The sequence below is a fragment of the Vulcanibacillus modesticaldus genome (assembly GCF_001730235.1).
Classification (GTDB): domain Bacteria; phylum Bacillota; class Bacilli; order Tepidibacillales; family Tepidibacillaceae; genus Vulcanibacillus; species Vulcanibacillus modesticaldus.
The window spans coordinates 70,229-95,203 of the sequence record NZ_MIJF01000046.1 but is presented as its reverse complement, the minus strand read 5'-3'; the positions used below and the strand labels follow the sequence as shown (position 1 = coordinate 95,203).

The following is a 24,975-nucleotide window of genomic DNA, read 5'->3' as shown; positions in this document are numbered from 1 at the left end:
AAGAGTATTTGCAGATATGAAAGAGAAACATGGTTTGCGTTGGACTACGTTAAGAGGTTTGAAAAAAGTCTCGATGCAGGCGATGTTAGTTTTTGCTGCCATGAATTTGAAAAAGCTAGCGAATTGGACGTGGAAGAGACGTCCGAATCGCTCTCAATTTTTTATTTCATCCAAGATTTTAAGCATTTTTGACAAAAATAACCTCATACTAGGTAATTTAGCATGAGGTTAGTCTTCAGTCTGAAAGGTGGGATTATTCCCACCTTTGTTTTTTATATTTTGCTTATTTATTGCTATTAAAATATTTCAAGATTCCTTGGAATATTCCTTCTGCCGCATTCTCTTGAAAACTCTTTGATAGGACTTTAAGTTCATCGTAGTAATTAGAGATAAAAGCGAGTTCTGTTAAAACTGCCAACTTAGGATTTTCTCTAAGAACATGATAATTTCCGAATCTAACATTTAGATCTTTAAGTCCTGTACGTTTGAGCAATTCACGTTGAATATTCTTAGCCAATTCTTTATTTTTTTTAAGGTAATAGTAAGTTATAGTTCCATTTACTGCACTATTTTCGTGAGTATTATGGTGGATGCTAATAAATGCATCAGCATTATTGGTGATAGCTATGTTAACACGTTCTTGTAGAGTTAAGTATTTATCCTTAGACCTTGTCATTATAACTTTTGCACCTGCAGCCTCTAACTTCTTCTGTAACCTCATTGCTACAGCTAAATTAAGATCTTTTTCCAATGATTTGAAGGTTGCACCAGTTGCCCCATGATCTTTTCCACCATGACCTGCGTCTACTACAATTATCTTGTCCTTTAACAGGCGTTTTATCCCAGAAGAGATTACTTGATTCATTCCTTTAACTGATACGATCCATCCGGCAACAAATGCTTTATCTCCATTAGGTAATAAAATTTGATACCAATCTCCTTTAGTCCCTAGAATTGGGAATTGGTCCCCTACGTTACCGAGGCTAACAACACGATATGATGTTGAAGGTCCCTCACGTAAATTAGTCCCTGGATTTAAAATCGTTACTGTGGGCCTATTGGATATTACTTGACTAGAATCAATAACTAACCATTTTGCAACCCAACCATTAACTTCAGGATTAGTAGCCTTTGCTACGTGTAACCATTCTCCTTTGGAGTCATCCACCACTAGAAAATCATTCTTTAGTAACTTTGCCACTACTTCATAATTCAATCCTGGGCCACTTCTTAAATTTAATATCTCAGGACTGACGACTACGATTTTTTGCTCTTTATTATTTTCTTTGTCCTGTATAGTATTTTTTGAAGAGACGGTTAATGTATTTTTGCTAGCATATTCACTTGCTATCCAACCAATCTGTTTGTTGAATTTTATCTTGTACCATGCTTGTTCAATATCAATTATTTCTACTTGTTCACCTTTTTTTAGTTTTCCTATAATAGAGTATTCAGTTGAAGGTCCAGAGCGAACATTTAGCGTATTTGCTTTAATAGTTACAAATTCACTCATTGTAGAAATTTCAGAAGATGGGGTTTCAGCTATTTTGATAAGCCATCCTGCAACCCAACCGGTTTTGTTTTTATTGAGTTGGATTTTAAACCAATCTCCCTCTTCTTCTACTATAGGATACTTAGATCCAGGGTAGATTTGCTCTAAAATAGGAAAACTTGTACTTGGACCTGACCTCACATTTAGTGATTGTACTTTAGATTCTATCGTTTTAGTAGATTTGACATAATCGACTAACCATCCCGCAACCCATCCAATTTGATCATTTATTTTAAGTTTAATCCATTTATTTTTTTCTTCAATTACTGGATATTGTTGGTCTTTAGCTATCGTTGTTAATACATTATAGCCAAGACCCGGTCCAGAGCGAACATTTAATTCATCAACTTTTACTTTGATTAGTTTATCTGTTGCAGCTTGAATCAATGGGTTTATCAACGAAAGAACCAGAAAAAGGAATGAGAAGATCAGTAGAAACTTATTCCTTTTTTTATGCATATGATCAATCCTTTCTATGGTGTCTTTCAATATTCGCTATTCTTTTTCATAAATCCTTCTTAAAAATAAAAAAATCGACAAATGGGAAAATATAACTATATTTTTAACTGATTTTGGGTAATAATCATCCAAATTGGGAAAAATGAGATGATAGAAAAATTAAATGATATGAAGGGAAGATAATACGTGCATCTATCAAAAAAAGAAATATTTGCTAAACGATGGAATCAACTTCTTTCGTTAGATTTTAATGATCAGCTTGAGAATGAAGAAACCCTTAAAAATGAGTTGCCTTATAATGATGACGAAAACTTTCACGAAAAGAAAGAATCAACTAAAAAATAGATAAGAATATTTTAATAATGACCACAGTCGTCATATTATGATAATATTTCATTTAGACGTTTTCGATTATTTCATCGAGTGTGGATTTACTCATAATCTTGGTTATAGCTGACTTTTTGGAAACGTTGTGGGAGGAGAAAGATGAAATTAATCATTAAAGGTGAATACGAACTATATAAAAGAGAAATTGAACTCATATTTAATTTATTTAAAGAAGAAGATGATGAAATAATATTTAACAATCAATCTGATGATAAAAATACCATCAATTTTTTATATCAGATAAAAGATGGTTTTGTACAAACAGATGTTGAAGTAAATGTTGATGAAAAACATTTTTTTGTTAGTCATAAAAGGAAATTAACTGATACCAATGATAAAACAAAAAAAAAGCTTATCAAGCAGGTAATTTCTTTCGTTTGGTTACAAACCCTTGAACGTTTGACTGGTAAAAAACATGACTGGGGAATTTTAACTGGGATTCGTCCAACAAAGTTGTATCACAAACTTTTGGTTCAAACTAAATCCTATGATAAAGTCAATGAGATCTTAAAAAGGGACTATTTATTGAAGCAAAATAAGATTTTATTATTACAAGAAATAGTAAAAAGACAGTTAAGTGTAATCCCTGATTTATATTCATTGAAAAATGAAGTTAGTATCTATATTGGAATCCCTTATTGTCCGACAAAATGCTCATATTGTACTTTTCCAGCATATGCGATTAATAGAAAGCAGGGGGCTGTCTTAGATTTTTTACAGGCACTCCATTTAGAAATAGATTTAATCGGGAAGTGGTTAAAAGAATCTAACAAAAAGGTTACAACCATATATTTTGGTGGGGGAACACCAACTAGCCTGTCTCCCAATCAACTAAACGACATATTAAAAAAATTGGCCTATTGGGTCGATTTCCATACAGTTAGAGAAATAACAGTGGAAGCTGGTCGACCAGATACTATTAGTAAAGAAAAGTTAGCAATTTTAAAAAAGTGGGGAATTAAGAGGATAAGCATTAATCCTCAAACTTTTTCGCAAAGGACATTAGATATTATTGGAAGAAAACATACAGTGGAAGAAACGATTGAAAAATTTATGTTGGCTAGAAAATTGCAAATTAACAATATAAATATGGATCTGATTATTGGCTTACCCGGTGAGACGTTAGTTGAACTTATCAATTCTCTTAATCAGATAGAAAAACTAAATCCAGAGTCTCTAACTATTCATACATTAGCTTTTAAACGGGCTTCGTATATTACTAAAAACAGAGGGGAATTTGAGATTATCAATAGGGATGAGATTGTTAAAATGATGGAATACTCGCGTAATTGGACAAAGGAACATGGTTACTCCCCTTACTATTTATATCGTCAAAAGAACATGTTGGGTAATCTGGAAAATATCGGTTATAGCAAAGAAAATAATGAAAGTTTATATAATATTATAAGTATGGAAGAAGTCCAAACGATCATTGGATTGGGTTCAGGAGCTGTAAGTAAACTGGTTCCTCCAAATTCGGAAACAACTAGTCGTATCCCTAATCCAAAAGAGCCAAAAGTATATACTGAAAATGTTAAAGAATTAACGATCAAAAAGATTAAAGAATTAAATAAAATTTTTCTAGAGTAACCTTGACATTCTATTTAATGCAAAGTATCATAATTATCAATCAACTAAAGCCGTCAAATAACTAAAAATACTTGATCCTATGAAGAGAAGAAGTATTTAGGAAACGGATAGTCAGAGAGGAGATGAAATAGCTGAGATCATCTCTCTATTACGCCTTAAAGAAAGACATCTCGGAGGACTCTTAGCGAAAAGTAGAGATATTCAAGTAGCTAAGAAGCGCTTTTAAAAGCGTTAAAAAAATTAAGTGGGATTTAAGTCCAATTAGGGTGGCACCACGGGTGATTAATATTCTCTCGTCCCTGATGTTTATTGTAATAGCATCAGAGCGGGAGATTTTTTATTAAGTGAGCTACAAAATGAATTTGATGTTTTCATTAAATTTATCGGTGGTGAATTTTCTATAAATTAATAATTACAGTTAAAGACTACGATATTTTATTATGAAGGAGGAAGGTTGTTGATGAAGTTTCGTATTCCAAGGGGGACAGCTGATGTCTTACCTAAAGAGAGTAGAATTTGGGATTTTATAGAGCAAACAGCTAAAAATGTATTTAAACGTTACAATTATAAAGAAATTAGGACCCCAATCTTTGAACATACTGAACTTTTTCAAAGGGGAGTTGGGGAAACTACTGACATCGTAGAGAAAGAAATGTACACCTTTAAAGATAAAGGCGATAGAAGTTTAACTTTACGTCCTGAGGGAACTGCCTCTGTTGTGCGTTCATTTGTTGAAAATAAGCTTTATGCCGATCCTGATCCAGTAAAACTTTACTATATTGGACCAATGTTTCGTTATGAAAGACCTCAATCTGGTAGAATGCGTCAGTTCACACAGATAGGTGTAGAAGCCCTTGGAAGTAATGATCCAAGAATTGATGCAGAAGTTATTTCAATGGCTTTAAGGCAATTTGAGGAAATGGGTTTAGACAACCTTAGATTAGAAATAAATAGCGTTGGCTGTTCTAGCTGTCGACCAGTTCATAGGGAAAAACTTGTTACTTATCTACATGATGTTAAAGAGCAATTATGTAAGGATTGTCAATCAAGGTTAGAGCGTAATCCGCTTCGGATATTAGATTGTAAAAATGAAACCTGTAAAAGTCTAACAAAAGAGGCTCCAACAATCGAACAACATTTATGTGATGATTGTCGTACACACTACGAAGATCTAAAAGGACATCTTGATTCAATGGGAATTTCCTACATCGAAAATCCTAGACTAGTTAGAGGGCTAGATTATTACACCCAAACAGCTTTTGAAATCATGGCTGAAGGAATTGGAGCCATCGGTACGATATGTGGTGGAGGACGATATAATGGTTTAGTCGGGGAAATTGGAGGCAATGATGTTCCAGGAATCGGTTATGCTTTTTCAATTGAAAGAATTGTTCTGGCATTAAAAGCAAAGGGAATTGATTTAGGATTAGAACAAGGTTTAGATGTTTATTTAATTGCTTTGGGACAAGAAGCAAAAACTGTTGCAACCAAAATATTAGATAATTTGCGTAAAAATAAATTATCTGCCGACATGGATTATTTAGACCGTAAGATGAAGGCTCAAATGAAAGCTGCTGATAGATCAGATGCTCAATATGTAATCATTATTGGAGAGGATGAAATAGCAAAACAAAAAGTAATTCTCCGAAATATGGAGACAGGCGACCAAAAAGAAGTATCTTTTGACGATCTTATTGAAACGATTAGCAGTCAAATAATTAAAAGATAAAAGGATAATCAGGATAGGGAGGAAAGGGTATGGTATTACAGAGAACGCATCAAGGTGGTAAATTAAACAAGAGTCTTATTGGTACAGAAGTTATCTTAAGTGGATGGGTTCAAAAGCGAAGAGATTTGGGTGGATTAATCTTCATAGATTTAAGGGATAGAAGTGGAATTGTCCAATTAGTAATCAATCCCGAGAAGTCACAAAAAGCCCATCAGGTAGCAGATAAATTGAGAAGTGAGTATGTAATTGCTGTTAAGGGAATTGTGGTAGCTAGGGAAGAGGAGACTGTGAACCCAAATATGGAAACGGGGGAAATTGAAGTCGAAGTTAGTGAAATTGAACTAATCAATGAAGCAAAAACACCACCATTCTTTATTCAAGACAATATAGAGATTGATGAATCATTACGTTTAAAATATCGTTACTTGGATTTAAGACGTAATGAGATGAAAAACACCCTTATTTTACGCCATAAAGTTACAACATACATCCGAAATTTCTTGGACAAGTATGGTTTTTTAGATATTGAAACCCCAATGTTAACTAAAAGTACTCCGGAGGGTGCAAGAGACTACCTAGTTGCTAGTCGAAAACATCCCGGTCACTTTTTTGCCTTGCCTCAGTCACCACAATTATTTAAGCAATTATTAATGGTTTCTGGTTTTGAGCGCTATTATCAAGTTACTCGTTGTTTTAGAGATGAAGATTTACGAGCTGATCGTCAACCGGAGTTTACTCAAGTGGATATTGAGATGTCTTTTATGCCATTAAAAGAGTTTCAAGATCTGATGGAAGAAATGATGGTTGGCTTATTTAAAGAAACGATCGGATATGAGATTGAAAGACCTTTCCTACGTATGACCTATCAAGAAGCTATGGAACGTTATGGTTCAGATAAACCAGATATTCGTTTTGGGATGGAATTAAAGGACATCTCTGAAATTGTTAAAGAAAGTGAATTTAAAGTATTTAGAAACACTATCCAAAATGGCGGCCAAGTTAAGGGAATAAATGCTAAGGGTTGTGCTAGTTACAGTCGTAAAGATGTTGATCAATTAACGGAATTTGTAAGTAGATATGGTGCAAAGGGACTAGCATGGCTATCCTTGAAAGAAGATGGTATCAAAGGTTCAATTGTTAAATTCTTATCCGAATCAGAAATTGAGCAAATCAAGACAACCATGGAAGCAGAAACAGGAGATTTGTTGCTGTTTGTGGCCGATTCTAAGGAAGTTGTTGCTGATGCTTTGGGTAATCTTCGTTTAGAGTTAGGAAAAAGATTAAATTTAATACCTGAAAATGTGTATAAATTCCTATGGATTACCGATTTTCCATTAGTATCATATGATGAGGAACAACAAAGGTATGTTGCTGAACATCACCCATTTACTATGCCAAGAGAGGAAGATATACCTTTATTAGATACTGACCCTTCAAAGGTAAGGGCACAAGCCTATGATATGGTTCTCAATGGTTACGAACTAGGTGGAGGAAGCTTGAGAATTTATCAACAGGAAATCCAAGAAAAAATGTTTAACGTACTTGGATTTACCAAGGAAGAAGCATGGGATAAGTTTGGTTTCTTATTGGAAGCTTTTGAATACGGCACTCCTCCACACGGTGGAATTGCCTTTGGACTTGATCGACTTGTAATGATTTTAGCAAATAGGAACAATTTAAGGGATACCATTGCTTTCCCTAAAACAACTAATGCAAATTGTTTATTAACTGGTGCTCCAACATTTGTGGATGATAAACAGCTAAAAGAACTTCATCTGGAAATTAAAGCCAAGGTAAAAGAAACTGAAGAGATTGTATAAGTCAAATGAGTAGCTTATTCTTTCCTTTACTAGCAAAAAGTTCCCTTGATTTAATGCTCGTCCCTATGGTAACATAAAGCTACAAAACAGAATAAAAGAGCCCTACGTTGTACGTGACTAACCGATAGTTTTGAGCCAACACCTATTAGAAGGGAGTCTGGAGTTCTTTAGTGAACTTGATACTATAGTTTACTATAGGACAATGAAGCTAAAGACAGGACACCCACCTGCGAGAGCAGGTTCAAAACTTAGGAGACACGGCATCCCGGGGCTCTTTTTGTATTATTAATGACACCGTGTTAATCTGGTGTTTTTTTTGTTCGTACATACTTTTATAATTAGAATAAATAAAGTAGCTAAAGAGGATAACGATAGAGAAGGAATGTAATCTTTTTTAAAATGAGGGGATGCCTGTGATGCAGTGTATAAGCGAGAGGAGCAAGGTATAATATGGAGAAGAAAATTCGTGATGAAATCGAAAATATAATCCTGAAGGATCGGATTATGACAGATCTACATGAATTGTATTCATATAGTTATGATGCTTCATTTGGTGAATATTTGCCAGAAATAGTTATTCAACCAAAAAACGCCAAGGAAATAAGTGAGCTTATCAAATTGGCGAACAAGTATCTTATCCCTGTTTATCCAAGGGGTTCAGCAACATCATTAAGTGGTGGCTCTTTACCTGTGAAAGGCGGTATGGTATTAGATTTAACAAAACTTGAGAAAAAGTTAGAAATTGATAAAGAAAATCTTATCGCAATAGTTTCACCAAGTGTGATTACCGCTGAAGTTCATAAAAAGGCGAAGGAAGCAGGCTTATTTTACCCACCGGATCCTAGTAGTTCTCATGTTTCTACTATTGGTGGTAATTTATTGGAAAATTCCAGTGGGCCAAAGGGACTTAAATACGGTACGACAAAGGAATACGTTATTGGATTAGAAGTTGTAACCCCCGCAGGAGATATTATCCGCACAGGCGGAAGGACTGTAAAAAATGTTACAGGATATGACCTTACTCGGTTAATAGTAGGTTCTGAAGGTACTTTGGGAATAGTAACGGAAGTGATTTTAAGATTAATTCCCAAACCACAATCCGTTAAAACTTTAGTGGCTACCTTTGATAAGTTGGTAGATTCGGGGCAAGCGATAACTAAAATCTTATCTTCAGGGATTTTACCTTCTGCAATGGAATTAATGGACAATGGCTGTATTAGATCTGTAGAGAATTATCGTCCATCTAATTTGCCGGTTAATGCCGAAGCAATGGTTATTATTGAAGTAGATGGACACCCTTTAGCAGTTGAAGAAGAGATTCATAAATGTGAAATAATATGTTACAAACAAGGAGCGACTGATGTTAAAGTGGCCAAAGATGAGAGAGAGCGTCAGGAAATATGGACAGCAAGAAAAATGGTATCCCCAGCGATAACACAAATGGGGCCGACAAAAATATCTGAAGATGCAACTGTTCCAAGGAGTAAAATACCTGAAATGATGAAAAGGTTAAATCAGATTAAAGAGAAGTATCAACTTAATCTAGTTGTTTTTGGACACGCCGGAGACGGTAATTTGCATCCCAATATCATCACCGATAAACGAAATGTTGAGGAAATGAAGCGTGTTGAAAAAGCTGTAGGTGAAATATTTGAAGCTGCAATTTCTTTAGGGGGAACCCTTTCTGGTGAACATGGTATTGGCACCTTAAAAGCTCCTTATATGGAAATGGAACTTGGTGAAGTTGGCCTGCTAATGATGAGAAAGATTAAGGAGGCATGGGATCCTAATAATATTATGAATCCAGGAAAGATTTTCCCGGATCGTGGACAAACTAAGGTGGTGTTAACATAATGAACCCACCTGAAAAAAATCAAAATGATGTAAAGCATATTCAAAAATTATATGATTTAACCTTTGAGGCAACGAATAGATGTGTGCAGTGTGGTTATTGTTTGGCCGTTTGTCCTACTTATGAAACGCTAGGAAAAGAATCGGCATCGCCACGTGGTAGAGTTAATCTTGTTCGGTTGGCATCCTTAGGGAAAATAGATTTAATTAAACACTTAGCTTCTCCAATTGACTTGTGTATCGGTTGTCGAGCTTGTGAAGTCGCCTGTCCGGTAGGAGTACCTTACGGACATATTTTAGACAGTGCTAAAGAGGTAATCGCAACGAAAGAGGAAGAGAAGCAAAAACCGGCATTATCGTATACAGTTAAAAAGGCATTACTAAAGCATCTTTTTCCTTATCCAAAACGGCTAAGAACTTTGGGTAATATGACATGGTTTTATCAAAAGAGCTGTGTTTATAAGATTGTACGGCAAACTAAGGTAATCGAGAAAATATCAAAACCCCTTGCTCAATTAGAAACGGCACTTCCTCTCCTAGAGTCACCTGTAAAAAGACTGAAACCAAGTACGGTTATACCTGCTAAGGGCGATATGAAAGTTCGTATTGCCTTTTTTACTGGCTGTGTAACGGATGCGATGATGCATAGAATTAATCGTTTATCGATTGAACTATTGTCGCTAATTGGGTGTGAAGTTGTAATTCCCAAAGAGCAAAATTGTTGCGGGGCTTTACATATTCATCAAGGCATGTCCAGTATGGCAAAGGATTTGGCAAAAAAAAATATTGAAGCTTTCGAAAAATCTGGAGCAACATACTATGTAAATAATGCTGGTGGCTGTGGTGCCACGCTAAGGGAATATGATCAATTGTTAAAAGATGAAGAAGAGTGGAGAGAACGAGCAAGAAACTTCGTTAATAAATCTAAAGATATTAGCGAGATTATAGTAAAATATGGACCACTTCCATTTAAAAGGGAGTGGAAAGGAATAATTACTTATCAGGATTCTTGTCATCTAAGGAATGTTCAGGGAGTATATAAAGAGCCTAGGGTTTTATTACAATCTATTCCTGGTGCCAATTATACGGAAATGGAAGATAGTACTAAGTGTTGTGCCTCAGGTGGCATCTACAATATTTTACACTTTAATGAATCAATGAAAATCTTAAATAATAAAATGGAAAAGGTTAAGAAATCAAAGGCAACAACCATAGTTACTGCAAATCCGGGTTGTTTATTACAATTACGTCAAGGTGTAAAAAAGAATAATAAAGCCTCAGAAATAGAAGTAGTACATCTTGTAGAGGTTTTGGCCAGAATGTGTAGTATTGAGTAGGAGTTAGTGGTTTTTCATCACTAAAAAGTTCAATAAATTGTAATAAAGGCGTTTATCTTGCGGTGTTATAATTTTATTGTCGTACATTTATAAAGTAAGATTGGGAAAAATATCACAAACACCTCCCTCCAAGTGTAGATGGAGGGATATTTGTATTTATCGTATCTATTTTGGGGTGATTGTCTTGAAATATAGAGTGGAGAAAGATTTGATAGGTGAGCTACAAATTGAAGAAAACAGATACTATGGAATAAATACTCTTAGAGCGCTTGATAATTTTAATCTTCAATCAAAAAGTGTGAATTTAAAGTTGATAAAAGAGCTAGCCCTGATAAAAAAAGCTGCAGCGATTGTCAATAAAAAATTAAAAAAATTATCTCATGAAAAGGCTATGGCGATTATTCAAGCTAGTGAAGAGATTATTGACGGAAAGTTTGCTGATCAGTTTTTAATCAGTGCTTACCAAGGTGGAGCAGGTACCTCTACTAATATGAATGTCAATGAAGTAATAGCCAATAGAGCAAATGAAATTTTAGGTGGTAAAAAGGGAGATTATCAAATTGTTCACCCACTAAATGACGTAAACATGTCACAGTCGACTAATGATGTATATCCTACTGCTCTTAGAATTGCAGCTATCCGGATGCTAAGAGAATTAAGTAATTCCCTTGCCGACTTACAAGAAGAATTGCAAAAAAAGGAAAATGAATTCAGTAACATAATTAGGCTTGGTAGAACGCAACTTATGGATGCACTCCCAATGATGGTGGGGCAAGGTTTCGGAGCCTACGCACAGGCGATAGCGAGGGATAGATGGCGAGTTTATAAGGTAGAAGAGCGACTTAGGCAGATAAATCTAGGTGGTACAGCTATTGGTACTGGATTAAATGCTACCAATAAATATATTTTCTTGATCACAGATGTAATTCAAGATTTAACGGGACTTGGTTTGGCTAGAGCCGAGTTCCCAATGGACATAACCCAAAATACCGATGTTTTTGTAGAAGTTTCGGGACTTTTAAAGGCTTGTGCAGTTAATATCCTTAAAATTTCTAATGATCTTAGATTGCTAGGTTCAGGCCCAAGAGGTGGATTCGGAGAAATAAAGCTTCCTGAAGTTCAAGCGGGATCTACGATAATGCCTGGGAAAATAAATCCTGTAATTGCTGAAATGGTAGCTCAGGTGGCGATGAGAGTTATTGCTAATGATTATGCGATTACGATGGCAAGTTCTTCAGGTCAGCTAGAGCTAAATGCTTTTACGCCCTTAATTGCGGAAAGCTTACTTGAATCCTTAGAATTATTAAATAATGCTATTAAGTTGTTTGGTGAGAAATGCATTAAGGGGATCAAGGTAAATGAAGATAGATGTAGGGAAAATCTTGAAAAATCTTCTGCATTAGTAGCAGCTTTGATTCATCATCTGGGTTATGATAAAGCAAGTGAGATTGCTAAGAAAGCTCTTAGTCAGGATAAGACGATTAAGGAAGTTTTGAAAAAAGAAAATATTATATCTGATTCTAAAATCGAAGAGATCTTAAATCCATTTGAAGTAACAAAGCCAGGTATTCCTGGTAAATGAGGAGGTAATGATATGAGTTTAAATGATACACCACGTTCTGCTAGGATCCACATTGCACTATTTGGAAAGAGGAATGCTGGGAAATCAAGCATTATCAATGCTTTAACTGGTCAAGATATAGCGATTGTTTCGGAAATAAAAGGGACTACAACGGATCCAGTGTATAAGGCTATAGAGATTTTACCAATAGGTCCTTGTGTTTTAATAGATACAGCAGGGATTGATGATTTGGGGAAATTAGGCGAACTTCGAATAAAAAAAACAATGGAGGTTTTAAATATAACGGACGTAGCCTTAGTGGCGATTGATGCTACAGTTGGTATAACAGAAGATGATTTTTATATAATAGACAAAATCAAAGAGAAAAAGATTCCTATAATAATTATCTTAAATAAAAATGACCTTATAAATCTTTCTCAAGAAGAAATTGATAGATTAGAAAAGGAATTAAACGTTCCAGTTGTAGCAATTTCAGCTTTGAAAAACCAAGGAATCAAAGAATTAAAAAAGAAAATCATCGATTTGATCCCTGATAATGAAGCAAAATTTCGTTTAGTTGGAGATTTAATCAACCCGGGAGACTTCGTGGTACTCGTTACTCCAATTGATAAGGCCGCGCCAAAAGGTAGATTGATTTTACCTCAACAACAGACCATTAGAGACATTTTAGAGAGTGATGCTATTGCGATAGTAACTAAAGAGTATGAGTTAAAAGAAACACTTGAGAATTTGGGGAAGAAACCGAAATTAGTTATTACAGATTCCCAGGCTTTTTTAAAGGTCGCTGCTGACACGCCAAAGGATATTCCATTAACATCATTTTCGATTCTTTTTGCTAGGTATAATGGTGATTTAGAAGAGCTAGTAAAGGGTGCTAAAGCGATTGAAAATCTTAAAGATGGAGACAAGGTGTTGATTGCTGAAGGATGTACCCATCATCGTCAATCAGATGATATTGGAACCGTAAAAATTCCTAGATGGATAAGGCAAAGGACCGGTAAAAAATTAGATTTTGAATTTGCTTCAGGTGTATCTTTTACAGAAGATGTGAAGAAATATTCACTAATAGTCCATTGTGGGGCATGTATGCTTAATAGAAGTGGTATGCTTAATAGAATTAGTACAGCAAAAGCTTTTAATGTTCCGATAGTTAATTATGGAGTTTTAATTGCTTATGTTCAAGGTATTTTTGAAAGGGCTTTGGAGCCATTTCCTTTGGCAAAAATGATTTGGGAGGATGAGGATTTAGACTTTTAACAAAGGTTGTTAGTGATATTTTAATTTTTCGATTTACAGCTAAAACTCTGTGATGTTATGATATATTCTAGGTTCTTTTTTTTATTGCGCAAACGTTTTATCTTATGAACAATAAGGAAATCTGGGAGATAGTTATATGTTTAAAACACTTCATTACAAACTACTTGTTATAATCACATTTTTATCAATCTTACCATTGATTGTAGTTGGCTATATTTCTTACCAGTCACAGAAAGAAATTTTAACGGAACAGATAGAAAATAATTTAGTAACAGAAGCAGAAAATTTAGTAATTGAGTTAGAAGAGTTTATAGCAGAAAGAATAAAAGATATAGATTTATTGACCAGAAATCCTGTTATAAGAGATCTTAATTCTTCTTTTGAAGATGTTCAAAAGGAGTTTAGGAATTTTCTTGATGTTTACGATATCTATTTTGGAGCGATTTTTGTTGATAAAAATGGATATGTAACAGTCGATATGGATAATACTGTTTTGGGTAGGAATTTGGGACAACGAGAATGGTTTAAAAAGGCAATTGAAGGGGAAATTTATTTTTCAGATATTTATCTTTCAAATGTAGTAAATAACCCGATACTTGCTTTGGCTGGACCTGTTAGGGACAAAAATGGCAATATTATTGGAGTAATTTCCCCTGCTTTTGATTTAGACTCTTTATGGCAATTAATAGATCGCTATGCAAATCAACAAAAACAATTAGGTTTATCTGGTTATGCCTTTTTAATGAATTATAAAGGTGACATCATTGCTCATCCTGATCGTACACAAATTTTAAATGTGAATTGGCTTACCAAGAATGGGTTAGATATCGAATTGTATAAAGAAATAGATAAAAGTAGCAAACTATATTATAATCGGTCATCAAATACAATGAATGTGATATTACCTATCAAACAAATGTCGGGATTTACTAATCAATGGTTTGTAGGGCTTACTGTAAATAATGATGAATTGTATGCACCATTAAAAGAATTATTAATAAAATATTTAATCTTATTCGGACTAGTCTTAATTGTAACAGGTTTTGCTATTATAAAACTTTCCCGTTATATTGTGAAACCTGTTAATCAGTTGGTGATAGCGACTACTGATTTTGCACAAGGGAAGAAAATAAAACCTTTAGTTCTAAATACCTATGAAGAAATAAATATTCTAAATCAAACTTTTAATGAAATGACAAAAAAATTGGAACAAAGAGAAAAAGAACATAAAAAGTCGACATTAATCTTAGAAACCACTGATAACGGAGTATTATCAATAAATAAAAATAATCAAGTTATCACGATATTTAATAAAAAATGTGAGGAACTTTTCAAGATTAAGAAAGAAGAAATTATTGGAAAACAACTGTCTGAGATAGGTGAACAGAATCCAGATATTAAAAAGTTCATTCAAATGTCTTCAATTTTTGATACGAAAAATGTTAAAAAGAGTAGTGGCAGCTTAAACAATATTGAATTTGAAACCTGTATAAATGGGCAACGTTACATATTCTTAGCTAATATTTCAATTTTGGAGGTTAAAGAAAATGATATTATTGAAGAAGAAATTTTAATTGTCTTTAGTGATATAACAGAAATAAGGTCGATACAAGAAGAACTTATTCAATCAGAAAAATTAAAAGCAGCTGGTCAGCTAGCTGCTAGTATAACCCATGAAATACGAAATCCGTTAACCACAATCAGAGGTTTTTTGCAATTGTTTGACCAGAATTCAAATGGTACTGATGTTAAATCTGGGGAACAATATTTTCCATTGATTATTCAAGAAATAGATAGGATTAACGATATCATAGATGAATATTTATCATTGGCTAAACCTAATAAAAAAATAAATATTCAGGACACTGATATTGTTCGTATTTTAGAAGAAATTTTCTTACTTTATGAGTCTCAAGCAGCACAAGAGGATATAAGAATAATCAAAAAGTATAATAAAATACCGATTATTTCCATGGATACTAAACAGATTAAACAAGTATTTATCAATATTATTAAAAATGCCTTTGAGGCTATGCCCTTGGGAGGGGCGTTAATCGTTGCTACTAATTACATAGAAAATGAAGGAATAGTTAGCATTTCTTTTTCTGATACTGGAAAAGGCATGGATCAACAGACACTTGAAAAACTCGGAACTCCATTTTTCACAACGAAGGAAGATGGAACTGGTCTTGGAATAGCAACCTGTTATAGGATAGTTGAAGGGATGGGAGGTACTATAACAGTAGAAAGTAAAGTAAGCGAAGGAACAACTTTTACGATCAAACTTCCCATTAAAATTAATGATAAAAGCCACTGATGTGGCTTTTATTTCTTAAAGTCTCGTTTTGAGAGGAATTTTTGTATTATATGAAGAAGATAATAAGGATGGAGGGATAGTTAATGAAACTTGGAATAGATATTGATGGAACTATTAAACATACACATAGGGCAGCGATTAAGGTATATAATGAGGAATTAAATATGGACGTAAAAGAAGATGAAGTAACAACTTTTTACTTAGATGAACCATACGGTTTAACAAGTGAAGAAGGTAAAAAAATGTGGAGGAAGTTAGAGGCGAAAATCTATCAAATTGGTGTTCCTCTTGAACATGCTCCAGAAGCTTTACAACAATTGGTAGAAGAAGGGCATGAGATTTATTATATTACCGCTAGACCAGGGTTTAGAAGAATTAGGGAAATAACTGAGCAGTGGTTGAAAAAACACAATTTCCCTTTTAATGGTGATAATTTGTTTATGAGTTCTCAGGATAAAGGAAAAATAGCGAGTAAAATTGGAATAGATCTATTTTTCGAAGATGATCCAGAGCATATTGACAATTTACTAGCTAGGGGAATTCCTACGGTGATTGTTGATACATCATATAATCGTCAATATTCTGATGAAATTCCACGGATAAAAGACTGGTTAGAAGGCATTAAATATGTACATCAGTTTGATCAGATGTTAAAGAGTACTAATCAGTTTTAATGTGACAAGCAAATATTTCTATGAATTTGTTAGTTATGTAGTAGTAAGGTTGTGATTAAACAAGATGATGGATATTTTTTCTGATCAAGCAATAAAGTATGCACCATTAGCTGATCGGTTCAGACCAAGAAATATTGATGAATATATAGGTCAGAAACATATTATTGGTAAAGGCAAGTTACTTAGACGGGCGATTGAAGCTGATCGTCTTTCTTCAATTATTCTTTATGGTCCACCGGGTACAGGAAAAACTAGCTTAGCATATGTAATAAGTCAAGTAACTAGTAGTGAATTCATTCGGCTAAATGCGGTCAGTACCGGTGTTAAGGAAGTTAGAGAAATAATTGAGAAAGCTAAAGATAACTTAGCATTATATGGAAAGAAGACAATTCTTTTTCTTGATGAAATTCACCGTTTTAATAAGGCCCAGCAGGATGCCCTCCTGCCTTCTGTGGAGAAGGGGGAAATAATTCTTATTGGTGCAACAACTGAAAATCCTTTTTTTGAGGTTAATTCGGCATTATTGTCTAGAAGTCAAATTTTTAGGTTGGAACCCCTTTCTAAAGAGGACATTAGAGAAGCTATTTATAAAGCATTAAATGATGAGGAAAGGGGTCTTGGCACCTATAATGCTAAGATTGAAGATGATGCTTTAGAGCATATCGTCAATACTGCAAATGGAGATTTAAGGAAAGCACTAAATGCTTTAGAGTTGGCTGTGACAACAACGGAACCAAATGAAAATGGATTAATCAATATTAATTTGTCCATTGCTGAAGAATCTATACAACAACCGGCCATACGTTATGATACTGGTGATCAACGCTATGATATGTTGAGTGCTTTCATCAAGTCAATTCGAGGAAGCGACACAGATGCAGCCATTTATTGGATGGCTAGGATGTTAGAAGCTGGTGAAGATCCTAAATTAATTGTTAGACGCTTAATCGTTCATGCTTCAGAAGATATTGGTATGGCTAATCCAAATGCGTTAGAACAAGCAATAGCAACTTGGCATGCAGTTCAAGTTGTGGGGTTACCCGAGGCAAGGATCAATATGGCTCAATGTGTTATTTATCTATGTGAGAGTCCTAAGTCTCATTCAGCAATAAAAGCAATTGATTCAGCGTTAGAAGATATACGTAACGGAAAGCTAGGTGAAGTACCAATTCATTTAAGAGATTCACATTATAAAGGAGCCAAATTACTTGGACATGGTAAAGGATATAAGTATCCTCATGACTATTCAAATCATTATACTGAACAAGAGTATTTACCAAAGGAATTATTAGGTAAACAGTATTATTTTCCAAGTGATCAAGGTACCGAGGCCAAAATCCGACTTAGAAAAAGAAATTAGGGGGAATAATGTGGGCAAAACTAATTATCTTTATCAGCTTTCCATCTTTTTTCTAGGAATTATTATTCTTAGTCTTGGGATTGCAATGATTATTGAGGCAAATTTAGGGGTATCTTCTTGGGATGTTCTTCACATTGGTTTATATAATATTCTTGGTTTAACTATTGGTACTTGGTCTATAATAGTTAGTCTAACAGTGATAATTATTACCTTTATTCTTGATAAGAAGATGATATCCATTGGAACGGTGTTAAATATGATTTTTGTTGGTGTTTTTATTGATTTATTCCTTTATTTATTACCAACGATGGAAAGATTATTTTTTCAATATATGTATTTATTTGTCGGGATTTTATTGATGGGTATGGGAGCTGGGCTTTATATCACAGCTAATTTAGGAGCTGGTCCCCGTGATAGTCTAATGTTAGTCTTATCCAAAAAATATCAAATGAGTATTGGGAAAATCAAAACTATAATGGAATTATTAGTACTTATAGTTGGTTGGATACTAGGGGGACCTGTTTATATAGGTACCTTAATAGTGTCTGTTTTAATTGGACCGATTATCCAATTTTTTATAAAGTTATGGGATACTTATTTTGTTTCTCAAGGAATTGTTATTACTGATTTAAGATACAGGAGGGAAAACAAATTATGAGGCAGCAGGTATATTTAGACCATAGTGCAACTACACCTGTTCATCCTAAAGTATTTGAAGTGATGTCTCCATACTTTGTGGAACGATTCGGAAATCCATCAAGCATTCATAAAACAGGTCAATCAGTGAGAATACCGATAGAGGATGCTCGAGCAAATGTAGCGATGGCATTACATACCGATCCTTCGAGGATTGTATTTACTAGTGGAGGAACTGAAAGTGATTATTTAGCAATAGTTGGTTTGGCTTTTGCTAATAAAGATAAAGGGAATCATATTATTGTATCTGAAATTGAGCATTCTGCAGTTATGCAAGCTACGGATTTCCTGAAAAAATTTGGATTTGAGATTACTTATTTATCTGTTGATAATTATGGGAAAATTAATATTGAAGAACTAAAGTCACAGCTTCGTGAGGAAACGATTTTGATAAGTGTTATGTTTGTAAATAATGAAATAGGTACTATTCAGCCGATCGAAGAAATCGGTAAGATTGCTAGAGAAAACGATATCTATTTTCATACCGATGCTGTTCAGGCATTTCCGATAATTGATATTGATGTTTCTTCATTACCAATTGATTTACTAACTATCTCTTCTCATAAGATAAACGGTCCTAAAGGAATAGGTGCGTTATATGTTAGAAAAGGTGTTAAGTTACTTCCACTGATCGGGGGATCTCAAGAACGTTCAAGAAGAGGCGGGACAGAAAATGTGCCTGGAATTATTGGGTTTGGTGAAGCTTGTAGGATTTTAATTGAAAATAGGGATGAAAAGGCCAAACGGTTGGCAGAATTCAAGGAAAAGATGATAAAAATTTGGAAGGAGTCAATTGGAGAAAATTACTTTGTAATTAATGGTCATCCCACAGATGTAGTACCAAGTATTTTAAATGTTAGCTTTTTAGGCGTTGATAGTCATACGATGATTATGACTTTGGATATGAAAGGAATTGCTGTATCAGGGGGTTCTGCGTGTGCAGCCGGGGCATTAGATATATCTAGGGTAATTAAAGCTTTAAACCTTCCGCAAGACGTTACTCGTTCAGCAATTAGGATTAGCTTTGGTTTAGGAAATACTGAAGAACAAATTGAAAAGGCAGCGAAAGAAATAGCCCATATCGTAAAATCACGAATGGGAAAAAGGAAATAACTTCAGCCTTACCCAGCTTTCTCTTCGTATCTTACCTTAAAAAATTCGGCATAATAATAGTATCCCTTCTTAGGGGGGGTATCATGAAAAAGATACAAGATGTTCTTGGTCTACCAGTATTAGATACGAGTACCGGTAAAAAGCTGGGTGTCGTTAAGGATGTCTACTTTAATCAACGGGGGGAGCTTGTGGGACTTGCTGTTGAATCACCAGGTATCTTCACAAAAAGGAGCTATTTATCCTTTGATAAAGTTGGAGCAATAGGTGATGATGCGGTAACTATTGGAACGGAGCGATTTCTTACATCTTTTAATCAGAATAGTTATTACAGTTTTAGCACTGGTAAGAAGGCATACAAAGAATATCCAATTGTTACGACTAATGGTAAAGAATTAGGACATATATCTGACGTTTATTTCCAAGAAGAACTGGGAAAGATACTAGGGTATGAAATATCAGATGGATTCCTATCAGATGTAACAGAAGGTCGAAGAACGATTCAGATACCTAAAAAAATGGTTTTCGGAGAAGATGCGATCATTGTACCAAGTGATGAGATAAAGGAAGTTATATTTGATCAGGAATAATGATAAGGAGGAAATAGGTTTTGCTCACTTGTCCTAATTGCCAGAGTCGTGATATTGGTAAAATTGCTACAAACCAATATTATTGTTGGAATTGCTTCATTGAATTGACGTTGTTAGGGGATCGCTTTACCGTTTATCAAGTTGAAGAAGATGGTTCTTTAAGTTCTTTAGATGACTTATTTACAGAAGAGGAATTGCGTGTTAAAGAAACTCTGTAAAGGGATGATGCGGTGTGAATCGCTTGTTTCAAAGTATAATTGCCGGTGGCGTGGTTGTAACTTTTGCTGGTTTTATGCTACGTCGTATAAGTAGTGCCAAAAGGATGAATAGAATTAATAAAATGATCAATATGGCCTTGCATATGCTCGGTAGACTAGGTTTCCTAAGGATGATGGGGAGAAGAAATTTTGTTAGAAATATCTTGAGATTTAGATAAATATTGTTGCACTGACAGAGTATCTGTCGGTGCTTTTTTTTGTAAAGATATGTTTTTGTTTTATGCGTAAATTATTTGAAAAAAGCATATACTTTTCAAGAGGGTTGGTCAAATTATTTAAAATAAATTATGTAATTAACGGAGAAAGGAGGGAATAGTGATCAAAGCTGATTGGGAATGGTTGCCATATAAAAAGGTTTTTGTTTTTTTAAGTTTGATTTTGTTGATCCTTACTATTCTCTTCTTATTAGTTAAGCTTGGTGAAGTTATTGGCTTTTTTATTGTTTTTTTAAAAACGCTCCTCTTACCATTTTTTATTGCAATTATTATTTCTTATTTGCTACATCCTATTGTAACCATGCTACATAATAAAGGAATACCAAGATCTTTGGCTGTATTGATAATTTATTTTATTTTCTTTGGTTCTTTAGCCATTATTTCTTTTAATATATTTCCCTTATTAGTGGCCCAGATCAAAGATTTGGGGGAGCAATTGCCAGATATAATTGGAAAGTTGGATCGTTGGTTAGATGGAATCAGGCATGACCATTTAAATCCACTTCCCGATTCATTTCAAGAGGGGATAGATAATTCACTAGAAAACTTAGAAAAAAGAATATCAGAAAGTTTTTCTAATATAACGACTTGGATAAGTAATACTATTGAAGTAATAATTACAATTTTTTTGGTTCCTTTTGTTGCTTTCTATATTTTGAAGGATTATCAGATACTTGAAAAAACGATAATTACTTTAGTGCCTAAAAGAAAACGTAAAGAGATGATAAGACTTGCTAGAGACATTGATGATGCATTAGGGAATTATATAAGGGGACAGTTAATAGTCTGTATGATTATCGGTGTTTTAGCCTATATCGGCTATTTATTTGTGGGATTGCCATATGCCTTACTATTAGCTTTAATTGTTGGAATAACGAATATTATTCCTTACTTAGGGCCATTTATAGGAGCGACACCAGCCGTTTTAGTTGCTTTAAGTGTTTCATGGCAGTTGGCTATTAAAATAGTAATCGTCAATCTAATTGTCCAAATTATTGAAGGTAATGTGGTTTCACCCCAAGTGGTAGGAAGAAGACTCCATATTCATCCTCTATTCATCATCCTGTCACTCTTGATTGGTGGCCAATTAGCAGGGATTGCCGGATTAATATTGGCTGTCCCAGTATTTGCTATCATAAAGGTAATAATTCAGCATATTGGAATCTACTATTTAAACCGCAAGTAATGTTGATATAGTTGACATTTGCTTTAGGGCTATGTATAATAATTTCCAAAATATAAAATGAGATATGTAGTGTCGATGAGGGATCGAGTAGGTCATAGTCCATCTCAAGAGAGGGAGCCCCTTAGGCTGAAAGGGTTTCTAGGTGAAGGATGATCGAAGGCTAATCCTGAGAAAAAGATCGGGTGGTTCCGTTATCAATTATGAGTGACTCAATAGGAATTATTTTTCTTTCCTAGCGAGTAAACAGGGTGGTACCGCGGTAAGTGATACAACACTTTCGTCCCTGATTGGGATGAGAGTGTTTTTTATTTTAAGCAAAATAAATGGAGGAGTTTACAAATGAGAAAAATGAGCTCTCATGAGATTAGAAAAGCCTTTCTAGACTTTTTTAAGTCAAAAGGACATAAAGTGGAGCCTAGTGCTTCATTAATACCTTATGATGATCCATCTCTTTTATGGATTAACAGTGGTGTTGCCACATTAAAACCATATTTTGATGGTAGGAAAATTCCTGATAATCCAAGAATAACAAACTCACAAAAATCAATCCGAACCAATGATATCGAAAATGTCGGTAAAACAGCTAGACACCATACTTTTTTTGAAATGCTTGGAAACTTTTCGATTGGAGATTATTTCAAAAAAGAAGCGATTCATTGGGCTTGGGAATTCTTGACCGACGAAAAATGGATAGGTTTTGACCCTGAAAAACTTTCTGTTACAATCCATCCAGAGGATGATGAAGCATATAAAATCTGGCACGATGAGATTGGTATTCCAGATGAAAGGATAATACGTCTTGAGGAAAACTTCTGGGACATCGGTGAAGGCCCAAGTGGTCCAAATACAGAAATCTTCTACGATCGAGGAGAAAAGTACTGTGATCCATCTGATCCAGAGTGTTATCCTGGAGGAGAAAATGAGCGATATTTAGAGATTTGGAATTTAGTTTTTTCCCAATACAACCACAATCCTGATGGTAGCTACACTCCATTGCCTAAGAAAAACATTGATACTGGTATGGGCCTAGAGAGAATGGCTTCAGTGATCCAAGGGGTTGAAACTAATTTTGATACTGACCTTTTCATCCCAATCATTGAAACGACAGCAGAACATGCAGGTGTAAAATATCATCAAGATAAGAATACTGATGTAGCTTTAAAAGTAATTGCTGACCATATTCGAACCATCGTATTTGCAATTGGCGATGGGGCACTGCCATCTAATGAAGGTCGGGGATATATAATTCGTAGATTACTTAGAAGAGCAGTTCGTTATGGTAAAACAATTGGTATTGAGAAACCATTTCTATATCGATTAACATCAGTCGTTGGGGAAATAATGAAAGATTACTATCCAGAAATCCTTGAAAAAAGGGAATTCATTGAGAAGGTAATACGAACTGAAGAAGAACGTTTTCATGAAACGCTTTCTGAAGGACTAGCAATTCTAGCACAAATGATTGAAAAAGCACAAGAAGAAGGGCGAAAAGAGATCACTGGTCAAGAAGCTTTCAAGTTATATGATACTTATGGATTCCCATTAGATTTAACTGAGGACTTTGCTAGTGAGAATGGGTTAACTGTTGATCAACAGGGCTTTGAAATTCAAATGGAGGAACAGAGAAGTCGCGCTCGTTCTGCTAGACAAGAAATTGATAGTATGAAAGTTCAAGGTGGAATCCTAGGTGAAATCAAAGAGGAAAGTGAATTCGTTGGATATAATGAGCTAATGGTAGATACCAAGATTACCCATATGATCGATGATGAGCAACTTGTGGAAATGGCTTCTAAAGGTCGTAAGCTACAAGTTATCCTAGATAAAACTCCTTTTTATGCTGAAAGTGGAGGACAAATTGCTGATAGGGGTAATATAGTAGGTAGAAATGGCGAAATGATGAAAGTTTTAGATGTTATTAAAGCTCCAAATGGGCAACATCTTCACCATGTCGAAGTGGTTAATGGAACTTTTAGGGTAGGAGATGAGGCTACTGCTGAAGTTGATACCGTTACCCGTGGTGATATTATTAAAAATCATACTGCGACCCATATTCTTCACCAAGCATTGAAGGATATTTTAGGACAACACGTAAACCAAGCGGGTTCTTTAGTAGCACCAGATCGTCTTCGTTTTGACTTCTCACATTTTGGAGCAATAACTGAAGATGAGCTCGCTACTATTGAAGAGAAGGTCAACCAACAGATTTGGGCAAATCAAAAGGTTAACATCATGATCAAATCACTAGAGGAAGCAAAAAAGATGGGTGCCATGGCGTTATTTGGAGAAAAATATGGTGAAGAAGTAAGGATCGTTCAAGTAGGCGAATACAGCCTTGAATTGTGTGGTGGTTGCCATGTTGGAAATTCAGCAGAAATTGGATTATTTAAAATCATTTCTGAAAGCAGTATTGGAGCAGGAATCCGTAGAATTGAAGCAGTAACTGGTAAATGGGCTTATCAGTTCTTAAATGAGCAATTTACCACTTTGAAACAGTTAGCAAATGAATTAAAAACTAAGCCACTGGATGTACCACAAAAAGTGGAATCTTTACAAATGACGATTAAAGAGTTACAAAGAGAGAATGAATCACTCAAAGCTAAGATTAGCAGTATTGAAGCTAAAGACTTAATCAATAAAGTAGAAACTATTGAAGGTATTAATGTACTTAGAGCTAAATTAGCCCCAATGGACATGGATAATTTAAGGAAGATTGTTGATGATCTAAAGGTTAAAATGGAGTCAGGAATAATTTTAGTAAGTACTGTAAATAACAATAAGGTTAACTTAGTTGCTTATGTAACTGAAGACCTTATAAAACAAGGATTCCATGCAGGGAAATTAATCAAAGGTGCTGCTTCACGTGTTGGCGGTGGCGGTGGCGGCCGTCCAGATATGGCACAAGCAGGTGGAAAAGAGCCAGAAAAAGTACAAGATGCACTAGATTACGTGACTGAATATGTAAAATCAGTTAAAATAGAAGTGTAA

General features: G+C 34.7%; 20 protein-coding genes, 1 other RNA gene and 1 other annotated feature. Of the genes, 20 read left to right on the top strand and 1 reads right to left on the bottom strand.

Annotation, left to right across the window (positions count from 1 at the left end):
- A partial coding sequence (locus BHF71_RS12380) for a transposase (protein ID WP_084024272.1) occupies window positions 1–226 on the top strand: 226 nt, incomplete at its 5' end.
- Between the two features lie 57 nt (window positions 227–283).
- Here BHF71_RS12380 and BHF71_RS08665 read toward each other — a convergent pair.
- Window positions 284–2,011: an N-acetylmuramoyl-L-alanine amidase family protein gene (locus BHF71_RS08665; protein ID WP_084024451.1), complete on the bottom strand. Its 1,728-nt coding sequence runs from the start codon at window positions 2,009–2,011 to the stop codon at window positions 284–286.
- 186 nt (window positions 2,012–2,197) lie between these two features.
- On the opposite strand from BHF71_RS08665, the gene BHF71_RS12155 reads away from it, so the two are divergent.
- From BHF71_RS12155 to alaS, 19 genes are all read left to right on the top strand, one after another.
- Complete coding sequence (locus BHF71_RS12155) at window positions 2,198–2,356, top strand: hypothetical protein (RefSeq protein ID WP_176717344.1); 159 nt, start codon at window positions 2,198–2,200, stop codon at window positions 2,354–2,356.
- A 141-nt stretch (window positions 2,357–2,497) separates the two neighbouring features.
- Entirely contained in the window at window positions 2,498–3,988 is a 1,491-nt protein-coding gene (hemZ, locus tag BHF71_RS08660; protein ID WP_069657264.1) for a coproporphyrinogen dehydrogenase HemZ, read from the top strand.
- Window positions 3,989–4,058: 70 nt separating this feature from the next.
- Window positions 4,059–4,292, top strand: a binding site (T-box leader).
- Between the two features lie 156 nt (window positions 4,293–4,448).
- A complete protein-coding gene (hisS, locus tag BHF71_RS08655; protein ID WP_069657263.1) occupies window positions 4,449–5,717 on the top strand; it encodes a histidine--tRNA ligase in 1,269 nt (422 codons plus the stop codon).
- Between the two features lie 29 nt (window positions 5,718–5,746).
- Window positions 5,747–7,537, top strand: coding sequence for an aspartate--tRNA ligase (aspS, locus tag BHF71_RS08650; protein ID WP_069657262.1), 1,791 nt, complete (start codon window positions 5,747–5,749; stop codon window positions 7,535–7,537).
- A gap of 96 nt (window positions 7,538–7,633) precedes the next feature.
- Window positions 7,634–7,813: non-coding RNA, 6S RNA (gene ssrS / locus BHF71_RS08645), on the top strand.
- 174 nt (window positions 7,814–7,987) lie between these two features.
- Window positions 7,988–9,391 carry an FAD-binding oxidoreductase gene (locus BHF71_RS08640; RefSeq protein WP_069657261.1) on the top strand — a complete coding sequence of 468 codons (1,404 nt, stop codon included), beginning with the start codon at window positions 7,988–7,990 and terminating at the stop codon, window positions 9,389–9,391.
- Window positions 9,391–10,725 (top strand): (Fe-S)-binding protein, encoded by a 1,335-nt coding sequence (locus BHF71_RS08635; protein WP_069657260.1) that lies wholly within the window; start codon window positions 9,391–9,393, stop codon window positions 10,723–10,725. The genes BHF71_RS08640 and BHF71_RS08635 overlap by 1 nt, the downstream gene beginning before the upstream one ends.
- Window positions 10,726–10,909: 184 nt before the next feature.
- Window positions 10,910–12,307 (top strand): aspartate ammonia-lyase, encoded by a 1,398-nt coding sequence (locus BHF71_RS08630; protein WP_069657259.1) that lies wholly within the window; start codon window positions 10,910–10,912, stop codon window positions 12,305–12,307.
- A gap of 12 nt (window positions 12,308–12,319) precedes the next feature.
- Window positions 12,320–13,564, top strand: a complete 1,245-nt coding sequence (gene hydF, locus BHF71_RS08625) for a [FeFe] hydrogenase H-cluster maturation GTPase HydF (protein ID WP_069657258.1) — start codon at window positions 12,320–12,322, stop codon at window positions 13,562–13,564.
- 136 nt (window positions 13,565–13,700) lie between these two features.
- Window positions 13,701–15,881 (top strand): sensor histidine kinase, encoded by a 2,181-nt coding sequence (locus BHF71_RS08620; RefSeq protein WP_069657257.1) that lies wholly within the window; start codon window positions 13,701–13,703, stop codon window positions 15,879–15,881.
- An 83-nt stretch (window positions 15,882–15,964) separates the two neighbouring features.
- Entirely contained in the window at window positions 15,965–16,555 is a 591-nt protein-coding gene (locus BHF71_RS08615; RefSeq protein WP_069657256.1) for a 5' nucleotidase, NT5C type, read from the top strand.
- Window positions 16,556–16,622: 67 nt separating this feature from the next.
- The gene (locus BHF71_RS08610; protein ID WP_069657270.1) at window positions 16,623–17,915 is read left to right on the top strand and encodes a replication-associated recombination protein A; all 1,293 of its coding nucleotides are present in this window, start codon (window positions 16,623–16,625) and stop codon (window positions 17,913–17,915) included.
- A 10-nt stretch (window positions 17,916–17,925) separates the two neighbouring features.
- A complete protein-coding gene (locus BHF71_RS08605) occupies window positions 17,926–18,573 on the top strand; it encodes a YczE/YyaS/YitT family protein (RefSeq protein ID WP_141705368.1) in 648 nt (215 codons plus the stop codon).
- Window positions 18,570–19,724 (top strand): cysteine desulfurase family protein, encoded by a 1,155-nt coding sequence (locus BHF71_RS08600; RefSeq protein WP_069657255.1) that lies wholly within the window; start codon window positions 18,570–18,572, stop codon window positions 19,722–19,724. The genes BHF71_RS08605 and BHF71_RS08600 overlap by 4 nt, the downstream gene beginning before the upstream one ends.
- Before the next feature lie 83 nt (window positions 19,725–19,807).
- On the top strand, window positions 19,808–20,311 hold the full coding sequence (locus BHF71_RS08595) for a PRC-barrel domain-containing protein (RefSeq protein WP_069657254.1): 504 nt from the start codon (window positions 19,808–19,810) through the stop codon (window positions 20,309–20,311).
- Between the two features lie 20 nt (window positions 20,312–20,331).
- Window positions 20,332–20,529 (top strand): hypothetical protein, encoded by a 198-nt coding sequence (locus tag BHF71_RS08590; RefSeq protein ID WP_069657253.1) that lies wholly within the window; start codon window positions 20,332–20,334, stop codon window positions 20,527–20,529.
- A gap of 14 nt (window positions 20,530–20,543) precedes the next feature.
- Complete coding sequence (locus tag BHF71_RS08585) at window positions 20,544–20,747, top strand: hypothetical protein (protein ID WP_069657252.1); 204 nt, start codon at window positions 20,544–20,546, stop codon at window positions 20,745–20,747.
- A 157-nt stretch (window positions 20,748–20,904) separates the two neighbouring features.
- Window positions 20,905–21,990 carry an AI-2E family transporter gene (locus BHF71_RS08580; RefSeq protein WP_245683847.1) on the top strand — a complete coding sequence of 362 codons (1,086 nt, stop codon included), beginning with the start codon at window positions 20,905–20,907 and terminating at the stop codon, window positions 21,988–21,990.
- A 339-nt stretch (window positions 21,991–22,329) separates the two neighbouring features.
- Window positions 22,330–24,975 carry an alanine--tRNA ligase gene (gene alaS / locus BHF71_RS08575; RefSeq protein ID WP_069657251.1) on the top strand — a complete coding sequence of 882 codons (2,646 nt, stop codon included), beginning with the start codon at window positions 22,330–22,332 and terminating at the stop codon, window positions 24,973–24,975.